The 21132-nt window shown below is 36.2% G+C and carries 14 protein-coding genes and 3 pseudogenes; 4 read left to right on the plus strand and 13 right to left on the minus strand.

The window, feature by feature from the left end; genetic code table 11:
- Position 1 precedes the first annotated feature (1 nt).
- On the plus strand, positions 2-1294 hold the full coding sequence (locus MVE64_RS09130; protein ID WP_247345743.1) for an MFS transporter: 1293 nt from the start codon (positions 2-4) through the stop codon (positions 1292-1294).
- A 105-nt stretch (positions 1295-1399) separates the two neighbouring features.
- Here MVE64_RS09130 and copZ read toward each other — a convergent pair whose 3' ends face one another.
- From copZ to MVE64_RS09145, 3 genes are all read right to left on the minus strand, one after another.
- The gene (gene copZ, locus MVE64_RS09135) at positions 1400-1606 is read right to left on the minus strand and encodes a copper chaperone CopZ (RefSeq protein WP_247345745.1); all 207 of its coding nucleotides are present in this window, start codon (positions 1604-1606) and stop codon (positions 1400-1402) included.
- Between the two features lie 14 nt (positions 1607-1620).
- Entirely contained in the window at positions 1621-1947 is a 327-nt protein-coding gene (locus MVE64_RS09140) for a metal-sensitive transcriptional regulator (protein WP_121663369.1), read from the minus strand.
- A 126-nt stretch (positions 1948-2073) separates the two neighbouring features.
- Positions 2074-2364, minus strand: a complete 291-nt coding sequence (locus MVE64_RS09145; protein WP_247345748.1) for a DUF3817 domain-containing protein — start codon at positions 2362-2364, stop codon at positions 2074-2076.
- Positions 2365-2512: 148 nt separating this feature from the next.
- Between MVE64_RS09145 and MVE64_RS09150 the strand changes: the two genes are divergently transcribed.
- Entirely contained in the window at positions 2513-4405 is a 1893-nt protein-coding gene (locus tag MVE64_RS09150) for a LysM peptidoglycan-binding domain-containing protein (RefSeq protein WP_247345751.1), read from the plus strand.
- Positions 4406-4541: 136 nt separating this feature from the next.
- Here MVE64_RS09150 and MVE64_RS09155 read toward each other — a convergent pair.
- From MVE64_RS09155 to MVE64_RS09165, 3 genes and pseudogenes are all read right to left on the minus strand, one after another.
- Positions 4542-4619: pseudogene (locus MVE64_RS09155) on the minus strand (YjcZ family sporulation protein); the annotation flags it as partial.
- A gap of 71 nt (positions 4620-4690) precedes the next feature.
- Positions 4691-5251, minus strand: a complete 561-nt coding sequence (locus MVE64_RS09160; protein ID WP_247345754.1) for a methyl-accepting chemotaxis protein — start codon at positions 5249-5251, stop codon at positions 4691-4693.
- Positions 5252-5253: 2 nt separating this feature from the next.
- A complete protein-coding gene (locus MVE64_RS09165; protein WP_247345758.1) occupies positions 5254-6744 on the minus strand; it encodes a methyl-accepting chemotaxis protein in 1491 nt (496 codons plus the stop codon).
- A 285-nt stretch (positions 6745-7029) separates the two neighbouring features.
- Here MVE64_RS09165 and MVE64_RS09170 point away from each other — a divergent pair, with 285 nt between their 5' ends.
- Both MVE64_RS09170 and MVE64_RS09175 read left to right on the plus strand, forming a co-directional pair.
- The gene (locus MVE64_RS09170; RefSeq protein WP_247345761.1) at positions 7030-8739 is read left to right on the plus strand and encodes a methyl-accepting chemotaxis protein; all 1710 of its coding nucleotides are present in this window, start codon (positions 7030-7032) and stop codon (positions 8737-8739) included.
- Between the two features lie 26 nt (positions 8740-8765).
- Positions 8766-9828 (plus strand): annotated as a pseudogene (locus MVE64_RS09175) (sugar ABC transporter substrate-binding protein).
- A 61-nt stretch (positions 9829-9889) separates the two neighbouring features.
- Here the strand turns inward: MVE64_RS09175 and MVE64_RS09180 are convergent.
- From MVE64_RS09180 to MVE64_RS09210, 7 genes and pseudogenes are all read right to left on the minus strand, one after another.
- Positions 9890-12919 carry an efflux RND transporter permease subunit gene (locus MVE64_RS09180; RefSeq protein ID WP_247345764.1) on the minus strand — a complete coding sequence of 1010 codons (3030 nt, stop codon included), beginning with the start codon at positions 12917-12919 and terminating at the stop codon, positions 9890-9892.
- A gap of 238 nt (positions 12920-13157) precedes the next feature.
- Positions 13158-13556 carry a GNAT family N-acetyltransferase gene (locus MVE64_RS09185; protein ID WP_247345767.1) on the minus strand — a complete coding sequence of 133 codons (399 nt, stop codon included), beginning with the start codon at positions 13554-13556 and terminating at the stop codon, positions 13158-13160.
- A gap of 1478 nt (positions 13557-15034) precedes the next feature.
- Positions 15035-15560, minus strand: a pseudogene (locus MVE64_RS09190) (type 1 glutamine amidotransferase domain-containing protein).
- Positions 15561-15626: 66 nt separating this feature from the next.
- Positions 15627-16571 (minus strand): DNA-binding transcriptional repressor DeoR, encoded by a 945-nt coding sequence (deoR, locus tag MVE64_RS09195; RefSeq protein ID WP_247345770.1) that lies wholly within the window; start codon positions 16569-16571, stop codon positions 15627-15629.
- 94 nt (positions 16572-16665) lie between these two features.
- Positions 16666-18678, minus strand: coding sequence for a transketolase (tkt, locus tag MVE64_RS09200; protein ID WP_247345773.1), 2013 nt, complete (start codon positions 18676-18678; stop codon positions 16666-16668).
- Positions 18675-19556, minus strand: coding sequence for a 6-phosphofructokinase (locus tag MVE64_RS09205; RefSeq protein WP_247345776.1), 882 nt, complete (start codon positions 19554-19556; stop codon positions 18675-18677). Before MVE64_RS09205 ends, tkt begins: the two co-directional genes overlap by 4 nt.
- Before the next feature lie 200 nt (positions 19557-19756).
- Complete coding sequence (locus tag MVE64_RS09210; protein ID WP_247345779.1) at positions 19757-20908, minus strand: histidine kinase N-terminal domain-containing protein; 1152 nt, start codon at positions 20906-20908, stop codon at positions 19757-19759.
- Positions 20909-21132: the final 224 nt, after the last annotated feature.

The raw sequence follows: 21132 nt of genomic DNA on the forward strand, positions 1-21132 counted from the left end.
CATGTCTTTTTTACAACAAGTTTCTCAATCTGAGAAAGCACCAATTAAAACGCGTTTCTATTATGGATGGGTGATTGTCGCCATCGCTGCGGTCAGCGTTTTTTTCTCAGGCCCTGGCCAAACTTATTCCATCTCTCTTTTCATTGATGAATACATAAAGGACTTTGATTGGAGTCGTTCTACAGTTTCTTCTATCTATTCAGCTGCTACTTTACTTGCAGGACTTTTACTATTTCTTATTGGTCGTTTAATCGATAAATATGGTCAGCGAAAAATGGTGGTTATTATTGCGATTATGCTAGCTATCGCATGTTTTTGGAACGCAAATGTTACCAATATGTTTATGCTTTTTGTTGGTTTTTTTCTTATCCGTTTATTTGGTCAAGGATCAATGACATTACTTCCTAACACATTAGTTGCACAATGGTTTATCAAATATCGGGGACGTGCCTTTAGCTTCATGGCAATCGGCGGTTTTATCAGCTCTGCCTCCTTTCCGATTCTTAATGCTTGGTTAATTAAACACTATGATTGGAATACTACATGGCTTGTGTGGGGGACTTTACTAGTCATCTTCTTTATGCCGCTTGCCTTTTTCTTTATTCGCAACAAACCGGAGGACATCGGGATGGTACCCGACCATACTAGTGTTATAAATCAAAATCAACGTTCATCTGGTGAGATTCAACCTGAGCTTGAAGAAAATTGGACACTGCAAGAAGCAAGGAAAACACTTTCCTTTTGGCTCCTGCTCTTTTGTGTGGCCATTCCCGCTTTAGTGAATACCGGGTTAACGTTTCATCTTGTTTCAATTCTTGGGGAGGGTGGAATAAAACCAACAACAGCGGCAATGATTTTAAGCTTAATGGCCATTATCGGCTTTCCTATTTCCTTTATATCCGGCTTTCTTCTAGAACGAGTAAAGGTTAATATTTTGTTAGCAGCTGTTTTTATTGGTGAAATTGTTATGATTATTCTTCTTCTGTTTACTGATAGCTTTTTAATGGCAATCATTTTCGGAGTAATCTGGGGAATAACCGGTGGACTTGAACGGATTACACTTGCTGTTGTATGGCCATCCTATTATGGTCGAACGCACATAGGAAGTATTAAAGGTCTTGCTATGACAGTAATGGTCATTGGGTCAGCTTTTGGTCCCCTACCTTTTGGTGTAGCCTTTGATTTTTTCAATGGCTATGAGGAAATCTTACTATTAACTTTACTATTACCTATAATCGCAGCAATTGCCTCTTTATCTGCAAAGCAACCTGTAAAGAAGCAACTCACAAACTAAAACATCCCTCCTTTTACGGAGGGTTTTCTAAAAAATATTTTCTTTCCTATTCTATTGAGATAAATTACAGGGGCCATTAATAGAAGGCCCCTGTGCTTTATAGAATTACAGTACATCATACCCCTGATCCTCAATAGCATCCTTCATCTTATCTTTCGTTACTTTTTCCGGGTCAAAATCAATATTTACTGTACCTTTATCCAATTCAACTTTTACAGTAGACACACCTTCTAATTTACCTAAACTGCCTTCTACAGCATTTACACAATGTTGACAAGACATTCCTTCTACTTTAAGTGTAACAGTTTCCATCTAAAATACACTCCTTATTTTTTCATTAACCTTCCAACTGTGACTAACAACTCATCAATAATTTCTTCGTCACCATTTTGGATTTTTTCAACAACACATGTACGTAAGTGGCCTTCTAATAGCAATCTCCCCACACTATTTAATGCTGACTGAGTGGCAGAAATCTGAGTAATCACATCATCGCAATAAGTATCTTTTTCAATTAGTGCCTTAATGCCTCTAATTTGTCCTTCAATACGGTTTAAACGAGTAACTAAATTTTTCTTTACTTTCTCTGAGTGATGACTGTTCCTTTGTTCATTAAGATGACACGAATCTTGAAAATCATTCTCTGAGCTCATCCAATCTCCTCCTTATGTATCTTATTCTATTATACCCCCAGGGACTATACAAATCATTAAGTTAATCACTTAGTAAAAGTCTATATTAAAAGGCCGACACCGCTTGTGCCAGCCTTATTTTATGTACTATTTTTTTGTTTGTAATTGTTTATCTAAATAAAACGTTCCAAATGGGATAAAAGCTAGCAACACAGCCCACAATGCCCATAGAATGGACCACCTTTTGCTAAACTTCACGATTGCCAACATAAGCAGGTAAGCAATAAATAGAAATCCATGGACTGCGCCTACTAACGAAACTGCAAATGGGAAGTCTAAGAAATATTTTAAAGGCATAGCGATAAGTAAAAGAACCAAATATGAAATCCCTTCCAAAATTGCTGTTAAACGTAGTAACCCTAAAGAGGTATGAAACATTCTCTCAACTCCATTTTCTAAAACATAGTTCCATTATACATGTCCTAAAAAAAATAAGGTCTATTAAGTTTGACAATTTCTTAACATTGCTTGTTTTATGGATAAAGAAATTTTTCCTTTTCCATACTATAAAGGGAGGTGTGTTTCTATGAATTTTTTACATAAGTATGGAATTGAAAAACAAAGTGACGGTGTTATCCTTACACTATATGTTTTGGACTTTGATACAGAGTTTGCAAATGAGTTGGGAACAACGGGTACATCAACATATCAAGATGAAATCGGTCAATATGCCCAGCAAAGGTTTCCTACTTTTAAAATTAATGCAATTAAAATCGTTGCAGGCGGAATCCTTATAGGGATGTTCTCCTTTACATCTATAACACAATCTAAAACAACAGTTAAAGCTGCATCTCAAGATCAAACCTTGATAAATACTTTAACCTATTCCGTTAAAAGTGGTGACTCATTAAGCCTTATTGCAAAAAAATACCGACTAACAACGAATGAATTAAAATTATTTAATCAATTAACAAGTGATACCATCAAAGTTGGACAAGTATTAAACATTCCGCTACTAAAATATGATGTAAAATCAGGTGATTCACTTTCGGTACTGGCGAAGCAATTTGGAACAACAAGTGATCGAATCAAACAACTTAACAGCCTAACTTCAGACGTAATCTACCTTGGACAATCTTTATATGTTCCTGTAGCAAGTACAGTATCAACTGCTCCAACGTCTACTATCACTCAGCCAAAAACAACCACCTACACAGTTCAATCAGGTGATTCTTTGTCAGTGATAGCTAAAAATTTTCAAACAACTGTCTCGTCTATAAAAGAAGCTAATTCTTTAACAACTGACATTATCAGAGTGGGACAAACACTGAATATACCTGGAAAAGTAAATGAATCTCCATCCGTAACAACCCAACCATCGCAAGAATTAACAAAATATACTGTTATGAGTGGTGATAGCTTATCTGTTCTTGCAAAAAGATTTAATACTAGCGTGGAGGATATAAAAAAACAAAATTCTTTAACGACAGATACCATTTATCTTGGACAAATGCTAGTAATTCCGTCATCAAGTGAAGCTAAAACAGCTGTAGAAAGTAAAACAATTCCTGTTTCCTATAAGGTTGTTGCTGGTGACACTCTTTCTGGTATCGCAAAAGCATTTGGCCTATCAGTCTCATTTATTAAAGAAATCAACAACTTAACCTCTGACACGATTTACTTAGGTCAAACATTACAATTAAAAAAGCAGCCAACAACGAAGACATATGTAGTAAAAAATGGTGATACTCTTTCTGAAATTGCCAAAGAGCATGGTACTACAACAGAAGAAATGGTGAAAATAAATCAATTAACTAGTACTAATATTGCTGTTGGTCAAGTTCTTACCATTAACAGCACGAACGGGACCGCTTCTGCAACAATCGAAAACTCCCTTACTTATCGTACACATACTGTGCAGTCAGGTGATAATATTTGGGACCTTAGTGTAAAATACGGCATACCTCAAGCAGAGCTTTTAAGAGCAAATAATCTAACAACATCAAGTAGATTAACGATCGGGCAAAAACTAAAAATTCCTGTACATCAAATTGCTGTGCAAAAAACAGTTAGTGAACATCATGGAGAATATCTAACGTGGTGGACAGAGGCACAATATGTTTTTCCTATTGGGAAGGTAGCAACGGTCATTGATTTTCAAACAGGAAAATCTTTTAAAGTGAAGCGCACAGTTGGAGCCAATCATGCTGACAGTGAAACACTAACAACTACTGATACAAATATAGCCAAAGGTATATGGGGAGGCTATAGCTGGTCAACTCGGTACGTAATTGTTGAAATTGACGGCCGTGAAATTGCTGCAAGTATGAGTTTTTATCCTCATGATGTAGACTACGTTCCAAATAATGGTATTAATGGTCATTTTGATATTCATTTTAAAGACTCGACAAGACATAAAGATGGTAAGGTCGATCCTTATCACCAAGAAAAGATACGAATAGCTGCCGGTGTAGAATAAAGTAATTTCTATATAAAAAATCTAAAGGTATAGAAAAAAGGGGCCTTCTACCCCTTTCCACTAATTAGTACCAGCCATATCCATAACCTGGATAACCCGCACCATAACCTGCTCCATATCCACCAGTGAAGCCACCAGCTCCAACAATAATTAAAAGAATAAATAAAACGACTAGTAAAGCAAAGCCGCCGCCATATCCTACTGTACCACTCATTCCAAGTTCACCTCCAGATGATTTACCTTATTACAATATGTAAAACGTCTAAAAGTGATCTAGGCATTTGACTAGTATTCTTCCTTTGCTTCTCCCACTTTAAATTTATGGATTGTGTTCTCAAGCTCGTGAATTGTTTTGGATAATGAGGAAGCAAGATCGCCCAATTCTTCAGCTGCAGCTGCCTGTTCTTCTGTCGTAGCTGTTACTTCCTCCGTTGTCGCAGAAGATTCCTCAGCTACCACGACCATTTCACTGATTGCCTTTTCAACTTTTTCTTTATTATTATTAATTTTACCGATTGACTCTTCAATATAATCAATTTCATTTATGATTGAGTCAGTACCAGATAATATATTTTCAAATGCTTGTTGAGTATCATGGATGGAAGTGGATTGCTCTTTGAATAAAGCAATCGTCGTTTTGACAAGCTCAACTGATTGTTTCGTCTGACTTAAAATACTAGTAATAACGGTTTCAATTCGTAAAGAAGAGCTTTTCGTTTGATCAGCAAGCTTACGGATTTCCTCAGCTACTACAGCAAAACCTCTACCTGCTGCCCCTGCTCTTGCAGCCTCAATACTTGCGTTTAGTGAGAGTAGATTGGTTTCTTCACTTACGCTCTTAATCATTTCTACAATATCCTTAATCTGAAATTTATTTCAACATTTAATTTGTCCATTGTTGTGTCAACCTGGCCAATGTTTGTACCCATTTCTTCACTTTTCTTTGTTAATTCTTTAATCGTTTCGATTGACTGACTACTTAACTTTTTCGTTGTTTCAGTAATCGATGATACTTTAACCATATTTCCTGCTACCTCGTTAATTTCACTAGATAGCTCCTTCATTTCACGATTGGTTTTCTCTGAATAATCAACCTGACTAACCGCTCCTCTGGCCACTTCATCAATTGCTGTTGCAATTTGTTCTGTGGCGGATGCAGATTCTGAAGCGATACGTTTTAGATCATTCGAACGGTTAACAGCATAAGCAGAAACCTTTTTATTTTCTTCTATCATGATTGTTATATTATCAATCATATTGTTAAAGCTCGTGCCAAGCTGACCTACTTCGTTTTTATATAAATAATCCGCACGATGAGTAAGGTCTCCCTTTTCAGCTTCCTTCATAATCTCTACGATTCGATGAATTGGTTTAATCATGCTTCTAGCTAAAAAGATACTAACAAAAACAGATAATAGAACAAACGCAAAAATAATGATATAAACCAAATAAAGTACGTTTTGAATTTCTTTCATTAAATAAGATTTAGAAGTGGAAACAGCTACATTCCAGCCATTTTCAGTTTCTTTTATGGAAACTAAGTTGTCTTGTGTATTTTTATGATCCTCAAATTTTGTTCCAATCAATTCTTCATTATTACTTGAAATCACCATACCATCTTCGTTATAGATCGTTATTTCTCTCGAAGAAACATCAATACCACTCTCAAATACTTTTTCAAAAAGCTTTCCGTCGGCTGCGAGAATAAGTCTTCCATCACGATTATACTTTCGAAATAAATATACTTGTTCATAATTACCATCTATTCCAGATTTCCAAAGTACACCTCTTGATAGATTTTGAATTTCTTCTGATAAATTTGAATTTATACTCTCGATATTAAGATCTTTTGCATGTCCTTCGTCTCCAAAAATAGTATTTTCCTCATTTATAAAAAACATAGCTTTTGCCATATTATTAGTTGAAGTAATACTTAAGAAAAAGACTACTGCATCTTTATGCAAAAGAAATTTTTCATAATCTGTTAGTCCTTTTACTGATTCAAGCTTTTCCATTAGCTCTAAATTTGAAAAAGGCACTAACGTTAAATTTTCTATCTCTTTTAGTGAGTTATTCACATTTTTTGTTACCTGCGCACTAATATCTTCATTCATAGTAGAAACTTTATCTTCTATTGTATTTTTCGATACAAAGTAAACAACGTTTCCAATGATCAAACTAGGAATAATCGTAAATAAAAGCAAAAACATGATGATTCTTGATTTAAGTGTCATCCCATTTAAAAAATGAGGCACTTTGAATCCAATCTTTCTCTTTTTCTTTGAAGCTTTTTCACTTGATGACTTCCGCTTTATTCTTCCTTTTATTCGCTTCATCATCCTGTTCTCCCCCTTCATAAATTCAAATTGTTCTGAAAAGACAACGCTCTAATTTAAATATTAAGACAAAGCTCCTAGTCTTTTTCCAACAATCATGTATTCGCTTTCAATTATACTATATTTCGACCGAATTTTTCATAATATTTTAATATTCTCTCACCTTTCTAGTAACATTATCATGGATGCGCTTACAATAACCTCGTGACTTCTAGTACTCTATTCCTATGAAAATTTGTGGAATACTGTCGATACAAAGGACAACATAACTTTTTTGGGGGGATTTCTTTGTTTAATCATCTTAGATGGAAAAACACCAAGATTGGAGGAAAGTATTTTTACGTATTTTTAGTTGTGATTGTTACATTTCTTGTTTCAATTTTTATTACGTACGGATTGCTTAATAAAACAAGTCAAACAATTGACCATTCATTAGCAAAAAATGAAATAGCTTTATATAGTTCAGATTTAGCTTCTCTTTATCATGAGAAATACAGTCAAATTCCAGAATATTTACTTCTTGCTGATGAAGAAAGACTAATGAATTATTTAGAAGACAGCCGAACGTTTGTAGACATTGCAAAAAAGTTAAAAGCTCAATTAACAAACAAAGAACAAATTGACATTTTTAATAAAATCATCGAAAACAATCATAAATTAGATGAATATTTCTTTAGTACGATTGTACCGAATGTCCAACAAATCAATACAGAAGATTTTAAGAAGCTACAAGGAGATGCAAGTCTACTAAAAGTTGAAACTACTGAATTAAGTGAACAGTTAAAAACAATGGCAACAGAATCTAACAAAGCTTCTCTAACAGAATCACAAAATGCCATTTCTACTACGATCAAATTATTAATGATCTCAGTCGCCGTAGCAATTATCGTTTCAACTATCTTACTCATTTTCATCAGCAGAAAAATTTCATCAAATTTAAATCAATTAGTTTTAACAAGTGAAGAAATTGCGGGTGGTAATCTAACGTTTGAGCCTCTAACGAATGATGGAAATGATGAAATTGGAAAGCTGTCACAAGCAATTAATCACATGGGTAGTCGTTTAAGAGAAATGATCTTAGAAGTTTCTCATATCGCTTCAGATGTTGATCATCAAAGTTCCGCGTTTGCTGAATCTGCCTCAGAACTAAAACAAGGCAGCACACAGGTGGCAAATACAATTGATGAATTAGCCTCCGGTGTTAACAACCAAGCAAACGAAGTATCAGATATCTCTGAACACGTTAAGGAGTTCAGTAATCGTTTAATTGAAGTGAATCAGGATGGAAGTAAATTGGTCCAGTTTTCTGATGACATGTTAACAGTATCTGTAAACGGTGATCAACAGATGAAAAGCTCTTTAGAACAAATGAAGCTAATTCATAAGATCGTTGAACGATCGGTTGAGAAAGTGAAAAGCCTTGAATTAAAAACGGAATCAATTACAGAGCTTGTTACAGTGATTAAATCAATTGCAGAGCAAACAAATCTTCTCGCACTTAATGCCTCAATTGAAGCAGCAAGAGCTGGAGAAAGCGGAAAAGGCTTCGCTGTTGTAGCCTCAGAAGTTAAGAAACTAGCTAACGAAGTAACAGCTTCAATAGAAAACATTACTTCTATTGTTACTAGTATTAAAGAAGAAACAACATCAATATCAAATGAACTAAATAGTGGATTTCAAAAGGTAAATGAAGGAACGGAACAAATTGAGGTAACAGGTAAGTACTTCTCAGATATTAAAGAAAAAGTTTACGATATGACAAATCGAGTAAAAAATATCTCATCAGCTTTTAACTATTTTGAACAAACTAGTCAAGAAATCAATCAATCCGTTGAACAAATTGCAGCCATATCCGAAGAGTCTGCTGCTGGTTCAGAGGAAATCTCTGCAGCTATCTATGAACAAACGCAATCAATTGATACTATTTCAACTAGTGCAAGAACGCTATCAAATATGGTTGTACGAATGAATGAGATGATTGGTAAATTTAAGGTTTAAGTCAAACTAAAGATGGAGGTCACAAGGTGCTAAGATCCTACAAAAAAACAAGCTTAAGTCTAATCCTTTGTTTTGTTTTACTCATAACTACAGCCTGCTCGTCAACAGAAAAAGCAACATCACCAAAAACAGCAGGCAAACTTATTACAAATGACAGTGTTCCTTATGTTGGATTTTTATTAGATACTCTTGAAGAAGAAAGATGGTATAAAGATAAGCAATTATTTGAGGAACATATTAAGTCATTAGGTGGACAAGTAAAAACACTTGCAGCCAATGGTCATGACGCTGTTCAATTAAAACAAGCTCAATTGTTAATAGAAGAAGGTGTTGATGTTTTAGTTGTTGTCCCACATAACGCAGAAGAAGCAGCAAAGATTGTGGAACTTGCACATGAAAACAAAGTAAAGGTCATTTCCTATGATCGACTTATTACTAAGAGTGACCTAGATTACTATATTTCCTTTGATAATGAAAAAGTAGGTGTTTTACAAGCAACCGAAATTGTAAAGAACACCTCACAAGGAAAGTTTGCTTATATTGGTGGTGCAGAAACTGATAATAATGCCATTTTATTTAGAAAAGGAGCTATGTCAGTTCTTCAACCATTAATTGATAAGGGAGACATTACCTTAATAGCAGATCAGTATACAGATGAGTGGAAGCCTGAAAATGCTGAAAAAAATATGAAAGAAGCTTTAAAGAAATCAAATAATCAAGTAGACGCAGTGGTTGCAGCAAATGATGGAACTGCAGGTGGAGTCATTTCAGCACTAGGAACTGTCGAATTTAGCAGGCAAAATCCCAGTATCTGGACAAGATGCTGAATTAAACGGTATTAAACGTATTGTTGATGGTACTCAAACGATGACAGTATACAAACCGATTAATGTAATTGCTACCCAAGCAGCGGAAATGGCATTTAAGGTTGCGAAAGGTGAAAATCCAAAAACTGATACTACTATTAATAATAATAAAATAGAAGTCCCTACGATTCTATTAGAGCCTACTGCCGTAACGAAGGAGACAATTGATTCAACTGTTGTGAAAGATGGCTACTTGTCTAAAGAAGATATTTATGGAAAGTAAAGTAATCAAAAAAACGCTGGTGACTTGGTTTCAAGCTACCAGCGTTTTTTCCTTTTTATTATTAAACTGCAATTGTATCTTCTTGCTTTTCAACTTGTTTTCTTTGCTTTTTTGATTTTCTGAAATAGAGAAGCTCATACACTACCGGGATTACAACAAGTGTTAATAGTGTAGCTACACTTAATCCACCGATTACAACAACTGCAAGACTTGCCGAAACTAAGTTTCCTGATTCTGCTTCTTTAAATAACAATGGAAGCATAGCTGATATAGTAGCAACTGCTGTCATAATAATTGGTCTCATACGAATTGTTGCGGCTTCTACTACTGCATCACGAATAATCATCGTTTTCTCATTTTGTTTTACTCGATCAAGTAGAACTATCGCGTTTGTTACAACGATTCCAATTAACATAAGTGCTCCAAGTAATGCTGTTACATCAACGGAAATGCCACTGATGATAATTCCTAGAATTGCGCCAATCGCTGCTAATGGTAGTGAGAATAATATGGCAATTGGTGCGCGAATTGTTTTAAACGTAATGACCATGATTAAGAACACAATTCCAATGGAAGCAAGCATTGTCATGAACAAGTCATTAAAGTCACTTGCTTGGTCGGCACTAGCTCCGCCAACAAACACATCAATATCATCTGGAATGTCTATCCCTTCTGTTTCTTTATCTCCAAAGATCTTACTATTTACTTCAGTAGAGATTTCTGAAAGTTTTTCAGGATCAACATTAGCCGTTACCCTCACATATTGCTCACCATCTTTATGGAAGGTGCTAGTAGGCTCTTCTGATTGCTTGAGTTCAGCTACCTTCGAAATAGTTGTCATACCGTTTGCTGTCATTATAGGAACTTCAGATAATTCTTTTTCCGTGTCAGGTGTGTAAACTGGCTCAAGCATCACCATTGTTTGCTGATCATTTACTTCAATTGTGCCAAGCGGTGTTTGATTGAGCATAACAGATGCTTGTTGTGCGATTTGATCGGCCTTAGCTAAGCTAGGATCAACAACAAAGGAATAAACTGTTTTTGTTTCTTCTTGGTTTGATGAAACCTTTTCAACTCCGTCAATATCCTTAATTTCTGCTGTGATCGTTTCTGAAAGATCTGTTAATTCCTCAACATCCTCACCAATTACATCTACGGTAATGGATGTAGAACCGCCACTCATCATAGATGCTTCAGTTACTTCTAATGTAGCATCTTTATATTCTTCTTTCTGTGTGTTCACCTTGTCTATGAATGCCTGCATATCTGCATCTTCTTTAAGAATTGCCATAATCTGAGTCTGGGTTGGATCTCCTACCTCACCATATTTTGCAGAATCTGCTGAGTTGCCAAGTTGCAAATAAACATTTTCAAGCTCATTCTGTTCCATCACAAATTCTTCAAGCTTTACTGACTCTTCTTTTACTTTTTCTATTGGTGTTTCATTAGGATATTTTAACGAAACATAAACATAATCTGCTTTTGTTTTATCTACAGAGCCTTTAGGAAGTAACATATATCCCCCAATTGACCCTGCGAATAAAATAAATGATGTTAAAAGAACAACCCATTTATGATTCAGTGACCATGTTAAAAATCTAGTAAACTTCACAGAAGGTTTGTGCTCTTTCATTTTTGCATTTTTTAATAATCCTGCACTCATAACCGGAACAATAGTTAAAGCAACGATTAAGGATGCTAGTAATGAATAAGTGATTGTTAAGGCGAATGGTAATAAGAAATCTTGTAAACTGCCTCCTATTAATCCCATCGGTAAAAAGACAGCAACTGTTGTTAACGTCGATGAAGTGATAGCAGATCCTACTTCTTTCGTTGCATCTATGACCATTTTGACTGAAAACTTCTCAGTTTGAGCTCTTCTAAAGATGTTTTCTATAACAACAATACTATCATCTACTAAACGCCCTACCGCAACAGCTACTCCACCAAGTGTTAAAATATTTAATGTTACACCTGATTGTGCTAGTAGAAACAGTGTAAAACCTAATGACAATGGAATCGATACGATTGTAATTAATGTTGAGCGTAAGTTACGTAAAAAGATCATAATAACAATCGTAGCAAAAAGTGCACCTAATAAAACTTCTTTAATCATACTGTGAACAGATGATTCAACCATATCTGCAGATGCTAAAACCACGGTTGTTTCTAACTGATCATATTTCTCGTTAATTTCTTCTGATACTTTCTCCGCTTCTTTACTGATTGTTACAGCATTTGATTGACTGTCTTTTGTAATAACAAAGGTTAAAGCATCAGAGCCATTTACTTTTGTAAGATTGTTATCTTGTTTTTCGATTTTAATTTCTGCTATATCTTTTAAAGCAGCGCCTGGAATAACCTCTGTATTTTCTAGTTTTTCAATTGTATTAACATCACCAATTACTTTAATGTTTGATGCTTTTCCATCAACTGTATTTTCAGCTATGGCCGCTGAAACATTCTGTCCCTGAAGCAGCGTCATAACACTCTCAATTGATACCTGCTTTTTTGCCATCTTTTTCTCATCTAATTCAACGGATACAAAAGAAGGGATAATACCGTTTGTTTGAATATCTGCTACACCATCAATGTTTTTAAAATAAGGAACAATTTCATCTTGTGCATATTGAATGGTTTCTGGATTAATTCCTTCGTCAAATGATAAAGCAATATATGAGACTGGAATCATTGATGTATTAAGTTGGACAATGTTCGGCTTCATAACATTCTGAGGTAATGGAACATTTGCCAAAGCTTCTTCAATCTCACGTTTGGCTTCCTTTTTATCAACACTAGATTCTAGATGAATATCAACGGATGAATAGCCATCACCCGTAGTTGAAAACACATTTATCTTACCATTTACACCATCTATCGCATTTTCTATCGGGGTGGTGACTTGATCTTCCATTGTACTTGCGTCCACCCCGTTCCCCATTGTCACAACTGAGATGAACGGCTGATCTGTTGAAGGTAAAAATTCCATAGGTAAGCGAAAATAACTCAAAACTCCCATCACTAAAATCAACGTTGACATTAAGAAAACTGCTGCTTTGTTTTTAAATGACCATTTTGTAAACCAAGACATAATTTAAAACTCCCTTTTCATATTTTTTTGGTGAATACGGGTAATTCTTATAACTCCTTCCTAATCATAGGTAAAATTCGTCATATCAGGTTAGTTACTACAGTCATTATTTTAATAACAAAAAGTGGAAGCGTTAAATGACCTGAGGTGTAAAATCATCTACGACTTGAGACGTATTATGAATTTAAAAATAAAAAAAGACAGACGATTGTCTGCCTTTTTCAACGCATTGTTTATATTATTTTTTTCTAGGGATACTAAACCCATTATCTAAAGAAGTAAATCCGATTTTCGGATAATATTCCATTGCTTCAGGAGCAGAAAGCAATAAAAGTGACACCTCTTCTCCTATTTCGTCTTGTAATAATTTTATAAGGTGCTTACCAATTCCAGCTTTTTGATGATCTTTATCGACTGCAAGATCTGATAGATAGCAGCAATAGCTGAAATCTGTAATCGCTCTCGCCACACCAATAACTTTATTTTCTGCTCGTGCTGTTATGATAATATCTGCCTGGTCGATCATTTTTTGTAGTCGGTCTAAATCATCAACAGGTCTTCGTATTCCTGAAGCTTTAAAAACTTGTGAAAGCTCAGCTGCATCAATGTTATCGTGGACTTTGTATGTATAATTCATCTACGTTTCCCCTTTGTGTTTTTTCTAAGTATATAATGAAGAGAACCTATATAAAAGCAGTTTCTTCGGAAAACATTCACTTTAAATAAGAAATATGAGGAATTCTTTCTATTCAGTGAAATGTCGGTATGTCTCATGGTTTTTGAACTTTAAGTGAGTGTATGAACGAAAAGAGAATCAGGTTTAAAAGAGAGTTTGAACACAATCTTGTATTGAAACTTGAGCTTGCTCAATGCAGCCATTTCTGTCCCAATTCTCCCTCTATCGAGACTGAATTTGCTCAATGCAACCATTCCTGTCCCAATTCTCCCTCTATCGAGACTGGATCTTGCTCACTGCAATCATTACTGTCCCGATTCCTTCTCTATCGAGACTGGATCTTGCTCACTGCAACCGTTCCTGTCTCGATTACTCCTCTATCGAGACTGGACCTTGCTCACTTCAATCATTACTGTCCCAATTCCTTCTCTATCGAGACTGGACCTTGCTCACTGCAACCATTCCTGTCCCGATTCCTTCTCTATCGAGACTGGATCTTGCTCACTGCAACCATTTCTGTCCCGATTCCTCCTCTATCGAGACTGGACCTTGCTCACTGCAACCGATCCAGTCTCGATTACTCCTCTATCGAGACTGGACCTTGCTCACTGCAACCATTTCTGTCTCGATTCCTCCTCTATCGAGACTGGACCTTGCTCACTGCAACCGTTCCTGTCTCGATTCCTTCTCTATCGAGACTGGACCTTGCTCACTGCAACCATTCCTGTCCCGATTCCTTCTCTATCGAGACTGGACCTTGCTCACTTCAACCGTTCCTGTCTCGATTACTCCTCTATCGAGACTGGACCTTGCTCACTGCAATCATTCCTGTTCCGATTCCTCCTCTATCGAGACTGAATTTGCTCAATGCAACAATTCCTGTCCCAATTCTCCCTCTATCGAGACTGGACCTTGCTCACTGCAACCGTTCCTGTCTCGATTCCTTCTCTATCGAGACTGGACCTTGCTCACTTCAATCATTCCTGTCCCGATTCCTTCTCTATCGAGACTGGATCTTGCTCACTGCAACCGTTCCAGTCTCGATTCCTTCTCTATCGAGACTGGACCTTGCTCACTTCAATCATTACTGTCCCGATTCCTCCTCTATCGAGACTGGAGCTTGCTCAATGCAACCATTCCTGTTCCGATTCTTCCTCTATCGAGACTGAATTTGCTCAATGCAACCATTCCTGTCCCGATTCCCCTTCTATCGAGACTGGACCTTGCTCACTGCACCCGTTCCTGTCCCGATTCTCCCTTTATCGAGACTGGATCTTGCTCCTAGCACTGCTGCCTGTCCCGTTTCTCCTTGGATAGAGACAGGATCTCGATACTTGCACTTGCTTACTGTCCCCAATTCTCCTGTACCAAGAAATTGCCAGCCCTGCCCATAAAAAACACCCCCTTTTCTTTGTAAAAAGGGGGTGTTTCACCGTACATTATTTATCCTCTAACACCTTAATAAATTCTCTCATATAGTCCGGCAGATCAGGTGGGCGACGACTTGACACTAAGTGACCGTCGACGACAACAGGTTCATCAAGCCACTTTGCACCGGCATTCTCCATATCATCACGGATTCCAGGTGTGCTTGTCACAGTTTTTCCGTTCAAAATCTTCGCAGAGATTAATACCCAGCCAGCATGACAGATTTGACCAATTGGTTTTTGGTTTTCTTCCATATGCTGAACAATCTCGATTACTTCCTTAAAGCGTCGAAGCTTATCAGGAGCCCCAACCGCCAGGAACGAGTAATGCGTCATAGTCGCCCGGATTAATATCTTGAAATTGAAAATCTGAAGTAGCCGGCACTCCGTATTTTCCTTTATAAGTAAAGTTTGCATCTTCACCTGCTAAATGAACAGTAGCTCCTTCTTCACGTAAACGATGAATCGGGTACCAAAGCTCCAGGTCTTCAAAATCTTCATGAACAAAGCTTAGTATTTTTTTGCCTGAAAGTCTCATATACTTCTCCCTCCTTATTCATAGTTTCACAATACCTTAACGATCCAAATAAAACAAATGATTAAACTAGACATCCATTTCGATTAACAAGCTTGCAGTATGTTGATCTGTAATTAACACATTTGCATATTTCCCTTTTAGTGCACCGTATATGGCTTCTAGCTTTTTGGATCCTCCCGCAACCAATATCGATTTCTCTTTTTTGGCTAATTCATGGAGTTCTATGCCGATCGTTCGATTGTTTAGACTTTCTACACAAATCTCACCATTCTTATCAAAAAATCTAGAACAAATTTCTCCAGCTGCTCTTGATTGAATTAAATGTTGATCTTCCTTTGATAGATATTCAGCTTGTAAAAGAACAGAATCTACAACAGGTGTTCCAACACTAAAAATGGCGATATTCGCCTGTTTACCGAGGTCGAGAATTTTATGAATATGACGATCTGCTTCAATCGCTTGCTTTACAACAATATGATCTACAATTGCTGGTAACGGTAACAAAAAGGTTTGTGTATTATAAGCTTCACCAAACAAATGAATGATTTCTGACGCATAAGTCTTTGTCTCTGAATGGCTAACCCCGCCATTCAGCTGAACAATTGTTGTATGGCTTAAGGGTCTTTGCTTCAGCCTAGTTGCGACTTCATAAATTGTTGTTCCCCATGATGTTGCAATCACATCATAATCTTTTACAATTTTGTTTAGATAGTCAGCTGCAACCTCACCTAGCTGTTTTTTTATATTCGTATTGTCATGTTCAGACATAGAGACCACAATCACTTCTTTTAGGCCGAACTTTTCTCTTAATCGTTCCGTCAATTGTTCACCAGCCTCAACAGGATTATGGATGGTAATCTCAACAATTCCGGAATCCTTGGCTTGTTTAAGCAATCTGGAAACAGTTGGTCTGGAAACGTCTAATTTTTTTGCAATCTCTTGCTGACTATAATCTAATTGATAGTAAAGTCTAGCAGCTTCAATGATTTTATTAAGCTTATCTCTTTCCATTTTCTGCACCTAATTAATTAGACTTTTTTCTTGCGATAATAACATACAAGAGGCTGACATCCATTTCCGTCAGTCAGCCTCTTCATGATCTATATTATTCTTGGATTAACTTTTTCACACGCGCTACTACGTTTTCAACTGTAAAGCCGTATTCAGCTAGAACACGTTTTTCAGGAGCTGAAGCACCAAATGTATTGATTGCTAAAATATCTCCTTCGTCTCCAGTGTAACGATCCCACCCAAGTGGAGAAGCCATTTCAATTGCAAGGCGTTTCTTCACTTCTTTTGGAAGAACAGAACGCTTGTATTCCTGAGTTTGTGCCTCGAAGCGATCCCAAGCTGGCATACTTACAACAGCTGCTTCAATACCTTCTTGAGATAATACTTGTTGTGCTTCTATTGCTAAACCAACCTCAGAACCTGATGCTAGTAAAAGAACATCTGCTGTTTCTTTATTAGCTGGTGAGATCACATATGCTCCTTTTTTCACACCTTCATAAGCTGTTTCGTTCGTACCTTTGATTGTTTTTAAGTTTTGACGAGTTAATACAAGTGCAGTTGGAGTAGATGTTGACTCAATTGCTGTTTTCCAAGCTGCTGCTGTTTCATTTCCATCAGCTGGACGTACAACAGAAAGATTAGGCATTGCACGTAATGATGGAAGCTGCTCAATTGGCTCATGTGTAGGGCCATCTTCACCAACAGCAATACTGTCATGTGTAAACACATATGTTACTGGTAAGTTCATAAGAGCTGCAAGACGAATTGCTGGACGTAGGTAATCTGAGAATACAAAGAATGTCCCACCGAACACATGAAGGCCACCATGTAACGCCATACCATTTAGTGCAGCACCCATTGCAAATTCACGAACACCGAACCAGATGTTGCGACCGCTGTAATCTTCGCTTGTGAAGTCACCGCTACCACTAATTGTTGTTTTGTTAGAACCTGCTAAGTCAGCAGAACCACCAAAGAATGATGGAAGACCTTTTGCAATCCCATTTAATACTTCACCAGAAGAAGCACGAGATGCCAGGCTAGATCCTTCTTCGTAAACTGGAATGTGTTGATCCCAACCTTCTGGAAGCTCACCGCTTACTGCATGTTTAAATTGTTTTCCTAACTCAGGAAACTCTTTTTCATATGCAGCTACTAAAGAATTCCACTCTTCTTCTTTCGCTTTTCCAGCTTCATGGACAGTTTTGTTGAAGTGGTCATAAACTTCACCTGGAACATGGAAGTCTTCTTCAAATGTCCAATCGTATGCTGCTTTCGTTAATTTAATTTCATCCGCACCTAGTGGAGAACCGTGAGAAGCTGATTTACCTGATTTGTTTGGTGAACCAAAACCGATTGTTGTTTTTACTTCAATTAATGTTGGACGATTTAAATCTTGTTTCGCTTGTTCAATTGCTGCTGAAATTTCGTTCAAGTCATTTCCGTTTTCAACGCGAATAACTTGCCAGCCTTGTGCTGTGAAACGTTGTTCAACATTTTCAGAGAATGAGCGATCAAGGTCACCATCTAATGAAATATCGTTTGAATCATATAATACAACTAGACGACCTAGTTTTAAGTGAGCTGCTAATGATGCTGCTTCAGAAGAAATACCTTCCATTAAGTCTCCATCACCACAGATTGCGTAAGTATAGTGATCCACTACATTATATGAAGGCTTGTTGTAAGTTTCTGCTAAATGACGCTCAGCCATTGCCATACCTACTGCCATTGCAATACCTTGTCCTAGAGGACCTGTTGTTGCATCTACACCTGGTGTGTGACCAAACTCAGGATGTCCTGGAGTTTTACTTCCCCATTGTCTAAATTCTTTTAAATCGTCCATTGTTACATCATAACCTGTTAAGTGAAGAAGGCTGTAAAGTAACATAGAGCCATGACCTGCTGAAAGAACAAAACGATCTCTGTTAAACCAGCTTGGGTTTGATGGATTTACATTCATAAATTTTGTCCATAATGTGTAAGCCATAGGAGCTGCCCCCATTGGCATTCCTGGATGTCCTGAATTAGCCTTTTCAATCGCGTCAATTGACAAAGTACGGATTGTTTCAATAGATAACTTTTCTGTTTGTGTTAATTCACTCATTTTATTCCCTCCGATTGTTTCAATTCACTTAAAATAACTTTATTATCTTGGATGAGTAATTGACCTGATTTGTGATTTGACCTAACCCATTCTACAACTGCTCTTTTTAATTGATTAGCAAGAAGTCGATCAACGGCAGTAGGATATGGCCCGCCACATTGTGACTCATCGATCACAACAGCCTTCCAATCAAGATCAAACTCTTCAAAATGCTTTCCTAATTCCTCTGGGTCTACAGAGTTATCCATTACAAAAAAGGTGTATCCTTCTTTATTCGCTTCCTTGTTCCTAATGTGTTGTTTTAAGTGATTAATCACATCACCGCTCACTTGATCCACAACCTCTGCATCAACTGCTAAAGCTGTGTCGTTTAATAACCGTGAAGATTCATATCCGGGTATTTGCACATTAAAAACGCGAACTTTACCATACGATAATGAACTAGCTGTATCCCTAACACTTTCAATGCTTTCAACAATAGAATTTAAAGCAGTATCATAACCTAATGTTGCTTGTGAACCATTTATATTATTGTAATAACTAATAGGTACTACTAATAGTTTAGATGTAAAATGGTCCAGATTAGCTTTTGTGTCCCCTAATAAAATAACCTGATCAAGCTCAGATAATTCACTTGCAATCTTATCTAGCTGTTCGTTCCATATATTAATAGAAAATCGATTCAATCTATATCGATTAAAGCCAAATGTATGAAGTGAATTTCTGTCAAGTTCAGTTTGTTGTATTTTTTTTGCTGAAGCATTCCATTCAATGCCGTAAACCATATCCCCTTGAATAAACGCTTCTTCTACTAGGGTACGAACGATCTCTGATGCACCTGCTAAAGCACAACCAAAATGAACTACACCTATTTTCATTATCGTTACCCCTTCTCAAGAAATTTCGTTCAACTCATAATGAACATTTGTAACAATGACTAGTATACACGAAATAGTTGTAAAGATAAATATATAAAACACTAAATTATTAGAAATTTTACTTTTCCCATATTGTAAACGCTTTACAATGCGTTGAATTCTTAAAAATTTAAAAACAATAAAAAAACCGACCTCTCTGTTTAATCTACGGTCGGTTTCTTTTCATTTATAGGAAGTGTGATGATAAATGAGGTTTTATTCTTGTATGACTCACAATATATCGTTCCATTGTGCTTTTCAATCAGAGATTTACACACATATAATCCGATTCCTGTGCCTAAACTCTTAGTAGTATAAAAGGGCTCAAAGATTGCTTCTTTTGTTTCTTCCGGAATTTCTGGTCCATTATTTGTTATGTTAAACAGAATAGATTCCTGCCTTACTTCACTTTTAATACATAGTTTACGATCAATTGAGTTATTATGTTTTAAAGCATCTATTGAATTTAAGATTATATTGACTAATACTTGTTTGATTTCATCTTTTACTGCAACAATTGTACAAGTAGGATCTATTGTCATTGATAACTTAACATCACCATCGACAATGCTGGGATAAAGAAACGCTGTGATTTCATCGAAAAGCTTCTTAACCAATATTTCTTCTTTATTCTTATCAGCTACTTCCAACTTTGATGCATGCAAAAATTGAGTGATTCTAAATTTTAACTGATCAAGCTCATGCTCTATAGTGTCCATATATTTTAAAGCAGGATTTTCATTTTTCAACAACTTTACAAAGCCCATAACTGATGTAAGGGGATTTCGAAATTCATGTACAAAACTAGAGGACATTTGCCCAAGCAGGGATAACCGGTCTTTATGGGATTGATTAACAAACACCATTTTCTCTTTTATTTCAATATCTTTTAGTTCAGTATATCTAGTAACAGCATGATAACAATAACGATCAAAATGGTCATTTATTTGATCAATAATTGGTTGTAAATCGTTAATTGAAATACCAGATTTTATAATATACTTTATAACCGTGCTTCTCCCAACATTTACATTGTAAACAAATTCACCAATATTACTCTTACTAAGGACCCGTTCCTTTGCCACTTTATAGGCTAGCTCTTTTATCTCTTCATCTTTGATAGAGCTTTTCAATGATTTCTTCACCAATAAGTACATTTGATGCCCGTTTCCACTCACTCTATCTTTAAAAATATCATCTTCGCGTAAAATGATGCTTTCTTTCCATAATGATAAAAAGTCCTCTTCTGTTTCCTCAAGAAACTTAATTATTTTCTCTTCAACAGAATGAGTTGATCCAGACAATGAGTTCAATATTTATCACCGCTTTCAATGAGTCAAAGGCCTATATAAAAAATTAGACAAAAAACGATAAAAACCCTTTCTTTTTTCAAGAAAATATTATTATTTTTTAAAAATTTCTCGATTAATCTTGATTTTAATGCAATTACATAGTAATCCAAAGGGAAATTAGCCTTATCCTATCAATAGGTCAATTGCATGAAATTTTAAGATCATTATTCTCATTGTACAAAAAA

This window comes from Metabacillus endolithicus, assembly GCF_023078335.1.
Lineage (GTDB): Bacteria > Bacillota > Bacilli > Bacillales > Bacillaceae > Metabacillus > Metabacillus endolithicus.